The 6,072-nt window shown below is 61.4% G+C and carries 6 protein-coding genes and 1 pseudogene; all 7 read left to right on the forward strand.

The genetic code is table 11. From position 1 onward, the window contains the following. On the forward strand, window positions 1-216 hold a 216-nt coding region (locus HX846_RS24695), incomplete at its 5' end, for a flagellar biosynthetic protein FliO (protein WP_178966273.1). Beyond that, the gene (gene fliP, locus HX846_RS24700) at window positions 216-959 is read left to right on the forward strand and encodes a flagellar type III secretion system pore protein FliP (RefSeq protein WP_003214554.1); all 744 of its coding nucleotides are present in this window, start codon (window positions 216-218) and stop codon (window positions 957-959) included. The genes HX846_RS24695 and fliP, both read left to right, overlap by 1 nt. A gap of 3 nt (window positions 960-962) precedes the next feature. Continuing rightward, window positions 963-1,232, forward strand: a complete 270-nt coding sequence (fliQ, locus tag HX846_RS24705) for a flagellar biosynthesis protein FliQ (RefSeq protein ID WP_003214552.1) — start codon at window positions 963-965, stop codon at window positions 1,230-1,232. Between the two features lie 13 nt (window positions 1,233-1,245). After that, window positions 1,246-2,022: a flagellar biosynthetic protein FliR gene (gene fliR / locus HX846_RS24710; RefSeq protein ID WP_003214551.1), complete on the forward strand. Its 777-nt coding sequence runs from the start codon at window positions 1,246-1,248 to the stop codon at window positions 2,020-2,022. A 3-nt stretch (window positions 2,023-2,025) separates the two neighbouring features. Then, complete coding sequence (gene flhB / locus HX846_RS24715) at window positions 2,026-3,162, forward strand: flagellar biosynthesis protein FlhB (RefSeq protein ID WP_087694331.1); 1,137 nt, start codon at window positions 2,026-2,028, stop codon at window positions 3,160-3,162. 489 nt (window positions 3,163-3,651) lie between these two features. Then, window positions 3,652-5,766 carry a flagellar biosynthesis protein FlhA gene (gene flhA, locus HX846_RS24720; RefSeq protein WP_023659255.1) on the forward strand — a complete coding sequence of 705 codons (2,115 nt, stop codon included), beginning with the start codon at window positions 3,652-3,654 and terminating at the stop codon, window positions 5,764-5,766. Between the two features lie 11 nt (window positions 5,767-5,777). Further along, a pseudogene (flhF, locus tag HX846_RS24725) lies at window positions 5,778-6,072 on the forward strand (flagellar biosynthesis protein FlhF); the annotation flags it as partial.

The raw sequence follows: 6,072 nt of genomic DNA on the forward strand, positions 1-6,072 counted from the left end.
GAGCTGGTGGGTTCACGCGCCCTTGGCCCGCGGGACAGGCTGGTGCTGGTGCAGGTCGGCGACGAGCAGATCCTGCTGGGCATCACCCCCGGTCGCATCACCCCGTTGCACGTGCTCAAGTCGCCTGTGGAAGTGGCCCAGACCCAAGCGGCCACGCCGGAATTCGCCCAGCGCCTCATGGAGTTGCTGGGCAAGGATCAGAAGGATAAGAAGTAATGCGCGTTTTATTGACGCTCATGCTGTTGCTGGCAGCGCCGCTGGCGTACGCGGCAGACCCGTTGTCGATCCCGGCGATCACCCTGGGCACTAACGCTGCGGGCGCGCAGGAGTATTCGGTCAGCCTGCAGATCCTGCTGATCATGACCGCGCTGAGCTTCATCCCCGCGTTCGTGATGCTGATGACCAGCTTCACCCGCATCATCATCGTGTTCTCGATCCTGCGTCAGGCCCTCGGCCTGCAACAGACGCCGTCGAACCAGATCCTCACCGGCATGGCACTGTTCCTGACGCTGTTCATCATGGCGCCGGTGTTCGACAAGGTGAACCAGCAAGCCCTGCAACCGTACCTGGCGGAGAAAATGACCGCCCAGGATGCGATCGACAAGGCCCAGGGCCCGATCAAGGATTTCATGCTGTCGCAGACCCGTTCCAGCGATCTTGAGTTGTTTGTGCGGTTGTCCAAGCGTACCGACATCGCCAGCCCCGACATGGCGCCGCTGACCATCCTGGTGCCGGCGTTCGTGACCTCGGAGTTGAAGACCGCGTTCCAGATCGGCTTCATGATCTTCATTCCGTTCCTGATCATCGACCTCGTCGTGGCGAGTGTGCTGATGGCCATGGGTATGATGATGCTGTCGCCGCTGATCATTTCGTTGCCGTTCAAGATCATGCTGTTTGTGTTGGTGGACGGGTGGGCGCTGATAATCGGCACCCTGGCCGGCAGTTTCGGTGGGGTGTAGGCCATGACGCCAGAAGTAGCAGTCGACCTGTTTCGCGAAGCCCTGTGGCTGACCACCATGATGGTCGCCGTACTGGTGGTGCCGAGCCTGTTGGTGGGCCTGTTGGTGGCGATGTTCCAGGCCGCGACCCAGATCAACGAACAGACCCTGAGCTTTTTGCCGCGCCTGCTGGTGATGCTGATCACCCTGATCGTTGCCGGCCCGTGGCTGGTGCAAACCTTCATGGAATACATCCTGCAGCTGTACGGCAGTATTCCGCAGTTGATCGGCTGACCCCGTGAATTCGATGCTGGCCTTGACCGACACCCAGATCAGCACCTGGGTGGCCTCGTTCATCCTGCCGTTGTTCCGGGTCACGGCCGTGCTGATGACCATGCCGGTGTTCGGCACCACCCTGGTACCACGGCGCATCCGCCTGTATTTCGCGGTGGCGATCACCGTGGTGATCGTGCCGGGCTTGCCGCCGATGCCGCCGGTGAATGCCCTGGACCTCAGTGCAATGATGCTGATCGCCGAGCAAATCATCATCGGCGCCTTGCTGGGCTTCTCCCTGACGCTGTTCTTCCAGGCCTTCGTGATCGCCGGGCAGATCATCTCGATCCAGATGGGCATGGGCTTCGCGTCCATGGTCGACCCTACCAACGGCGTGTCGGTGGCGGTGATCGGGCAATTCCTGACGATGCTGGTGACCTTGCTGTTCCTGGCCATGAACGGCCACCTGGTGGTGTTCGAGGTGATGACCGAAAGCTTCACCACCTTGCCGGTGGGCAGCGGGTTGGTGGTCAATCATTTCTGGGAGCTGGTGGGGCGCTTGAGCTGGGTGCTCGGTGCATCCCTGCTGCTGGTATTGCCGGCGATCACTGCGCTGCTGGTGGTCAACATCGCCTTTGGCGTGATGACCCGGGCGGCGCCGCAGTTGAACATTTTCTCCATCGGTTTCCCGTTGACCCTGGTGCTGGGCATGGGGATTTTCTGGGTCGGCATGGCTGACATTCTCAATCAGTATCAACCGCTGGCGACCGACGCCTTGCAGTTTTTACGTGACTTGGCGCGGGCGCGGTAAGCCATGGCCGAGAGCGAGAGTGGCCAGGATAAGACAGAAGACCCCACGGAGAAACGTAAAAAGGACTCCCGGGAAAAGGGCGAGATTGCCCGCTCCAAAGAGCTCAACACCCTGGCGATCATGCTCGCCGGTTCCGGCGGCCTGCTGATCTACGGCGGTGGCCTGGCCCTGGACCTGATGGAGTTGATGCGCCTGAATTTCTCCCTGCCCCGCGACGTGCTGCTGAGCCCGGGTGCCATGGGCTTGTACCTGCTGCACTCGGGCAAGATTGCGATCCTCGCGGTGCAGCCGATCCTCATCACCTTGTTGCTGGCGGCCCTGATCGGCCCGATTTCCCTCGGCGGCTGGCTGTTTGCCGCCGGCAGCCTGGCGCCCAAATTCAGCCGGATGAACCCGGCGGCCGGGCTCAAGCGGATGTTTTCCACCAAGGCCCTGGTGGAACTGCTCAAGGCCTTGGCCAAGTTCATCCTGATCCTGTTTGTGGCGTTGACGGTGTTGTCGTCCGACATCGACGACCTGCTGCGCATCGCCCATGAGCCGATCGAGCTGGCGATCATCCACAGTGTGCAAGTGGTGGGCTGGAGCTCGCTGTGGATGGCCTGCGGGCTGATCCTCATTGCTGCGGTGGATGCGCCGATCCAGCTGTGGGAAAGCCACAAGAAACTGCTGATGACCAAGCAGGAAGTGCGCGACGAGCACAAGGACCAGGAAGGCCGGCCCGAGGTCAAGCAGCGGATTCGCCAGCTGCAGCGCGAGATGTCCCAGCGCAAGATGATGGCCTCGGTGCCCGATGCCGATGTGGTCATCACCAACCCGACCCACTACGCCGTGGCGCTCAAGTACGACCCGGAGAAGGGTGGGGCGCCGATGTTGCTGGCCAAGGGCAGTGATTTCACGGCGTTGAAAATCCGCGAGATTGCGGTCGCCAATGACATCCTGCTGCTGGAATCGCCGGAGTTGGCGCGGTCGATCTTCTACTCCACCGACCTGGACCAGGAGATCCCGGCCGGGTTGTATCTGGCGGTGGCTCAGGTGTTGGCGTACGTGTATCAGATCCGCCAGTACCGGGCGGGCAAGGGCAAGCGGCCGGATCCGCTGAAGGACCTGCCGATTCCGCCGGATTTGCGTCGGGATTCCTGATTTTGTAGCGTCCCTCCTGGCCTCTTCGCGAGCAAGCCCGCTCCCACATTTGACCGTGTATATCCCGTATAAACGCGGTCAAATGTGGGAGCGGGCTTGCTCGCGAAGGCGTCCGCCCAAACAACAGAAATCCCCCTGAGCGTTCCCGCAATTGCATCTCGCACCGTGTAAGTCGCGGGCGAGGGCGCTACCTCAATCAGCGTGGCGAGGGAGCTTGCTCCCGCTGGGGTGCGAAGCGCCCCCAATAAAGCTACCGCGGTGAATCAGGCAAAGCGCGCAAGCCGTTCCGGGGCTGCTGCGCAGCCCAGCGGGAGCAAGCTCCCTCGCCACAGGTGATGTGCACGCGGCGGTATGTCGTTGCTGGCCGCCGGAACGATCTGCTTCCTCAAGCAAAAGTTGGAAGGCTTCTTGCAATACCGCCTCCAGGACGCTTCCCGGCGTCAAAAGTTTGCTTCAAGGAAACGAGGAATACCGGTGGATCGCTCTCAAATGCTCAGCACGGCCCGTGGCACCCTGACTGACCTCTCGCGAGGCAATCTGGGTGTGCCGTTGTTGTTGCTGGTGATGCTGGCAATGATGATGTTGCCGATGCCGCCGTTCCTGCTGGATGTGTTCTTCACCTTCAACATTGCGCTGTCGGTCGTCGTGTTGCTGGTGTGCGTATACGCCCTGCGGCCGCTGGATTTCGCGGTATTCCCAACCATCCTGCTGATCGCCACCCTGCTGCGGCTGGCGCTTAACGTGGCTTCCACCCGGGTGGTGATGCTCCACGGCCAGGACGGCCACGCCGCCGCGGGCAAGGTGATCCAGGCCTTCGGTGAGGTGGTGATCGGCGGTAACTACGTGGTCGGTATCGTGGTTTTTGCGATCTTGATGATCATCAACTTCGTGGTCGTGACCAAGGGCGCCGGGCGGATTTCCGAGGTGAGCGCGCGTTTTACCCTCGACGCGATGCCCGGCAAGCAGATGGCGATCGACGCCGACCTCAACGCCGGCCTGATCGACCAGAACCAGGCCAAGGCCCGTCGCCTTGAAGTCGCCCAGGAAGCCGAGTTCTATGGGTCCATGGACGGTGCCAGCAAATTCGTGCGCGGCGACGCCATCGCCGGCCTGTTGATTCTGTTTATCAACCTGATCGGCGGCATGGCGGTCGGCATCTTCCAGCACGGCATGACCTTTGGCGACGCCGGCAAGGTTTACGCCCTGCTGACCATCGGTGACGGTTTAGTGGCGCAATTGCCATCACTGTTGTTATCTACAGCTGCGGCGATCATGGTGACCCGTGCTTCGGGCTCCGAAGACATGGGCAAGCAGATCAGCCGGCAGATGTTTGCCTCGCCCAAGGCGCTGGCGGTGGCGGCAGGCATCATGGCGATCATGGGCATCGTGCCGGGCATGCCCCATGTCTCGTTCCTGAGCATGGCCGCCATGGCCGCCGGCGGTGCCTACCTGTTCTGGAAAAAACAAAACAACATCAAGGTGATTGCCCAGCAGGAAGTGGCGCGCCAGCAGGAACTGCTGCCATCGCCGGCCCGCGCCCTGGAAACCAAGGAGCTGGGCTGGGACGACGTGACCCCGATCGACATGATCGGCCTGGAAGTCGGCTACCGCCTGATTCCCCTGGTGGATCGCAACCAGGGCGGGCAATTGCTGGCGCGGATCAAGGGTGTGCGCAAGAAGTTGTCCCAGGACCTGGGCTTCCTGATGCCCACCGTGCACATTCGCGACAACCTCGACCTGGCCCCGAGCGCCTACCGCCTGACCCTGATGGGGGTGATTCTGGCCGAGGCCGAGATCTACCCGGACCGCGAACTGGCGATCAACCCGGGCCAGGTGTTTGGCAGCCTCAACGGGATTACCGCCAAAGATCCGGCTTTTGGCCTGGAAGCGGTATGGATCGAAATCAGCCAGCGCAGCCAGGCGCAGTCGCTGGGCTACACCGTGGTCGACGCCAGCACTGTGGTCGCCACCCACCTCAACCAGATTCTGTACAAGCACTCCCACGAGCTGATTGGCCACGAAGAAGTCCAGCAACTCTTGCAATTGCTGGCCAAGGCCTCGCCAAAACTCGCCGAAGAGTTGGTACCGGGTGTGCTGTCCACCTCGCAACTGCTCAAGGTGCTGCAAGCGCTGTTGGCCGAGCAGGTGCCGGTGCGGGACATTCGCAGCATTGCCGAAGCTATCGCCAACAATGCCGCCAAGAGTCAAGATACTGCCGCCCTGGTGGCCGCAGTGCGCGTCGGATTGTCGCGTGCAATCGTCCAAAGCATTGTAGGGCTTGACTCCGAGCTGCCTGTTATCACCTTGGAACCAAGGTTGGAACAAATATTGCTCAATAGTATTCAGAAGGCTGGGCAGGGCGCTGATGAGGGCGTGTTGCTGGAGCCAAGCATGGCAGAGAAGCTGCAGCGTTCGTTGATCGAGGCCGCGCAGCGCCAGGAAATGGAAGGCCATCCGGTGATCCTGCTGGTGGCTGGCCCCGTCCGGGCGATGTTGTCGCGGTTTGGACGCCTGGCTATACCGAATTTGCACGTATTGGCTTACCAGGAAATTCCTGACAATAAGCAAGTGACTATCGTCGCGACAGTAGGGCCCAACGGCTGAGGTAGTGGGATATGCAAGTGAAGCGTTTTTTCGCCGCCGATATGCGTCAGGCCATGAAACTGGTACGTGATGAGTTGGGCGCCGACGCTGCGATTATCGGTAACCGTCGTATTGCCGGCGGTGTGGAGCTGACGGCTGCCCTGGATTACAAACCCTCGGCCCTGGCGCCGCGCGTGCCGAACATGGAACTGGAAGACGAGCTGCGCAAGACCGCTTCGCGCATTGTCTCGGCCCAGGCTGAACTGAGCATGCGTGGCGACAGCGACGCCTCCACCAATCGCCAGCTGTTCGCCGGGCTGCCGTTGA

The sequence above is a fragment of the Pseudomonas sp. K5002 genome (genome assembly GCF_013386655.1).
In the GTDB taxonomy this organism is placed as follows: domain Bacteria; phylum Pseudomonadota; class Gammaproteobacteria; order Pseudomonadales; family Pseudomonadaceae; genus Aquipseudomonas.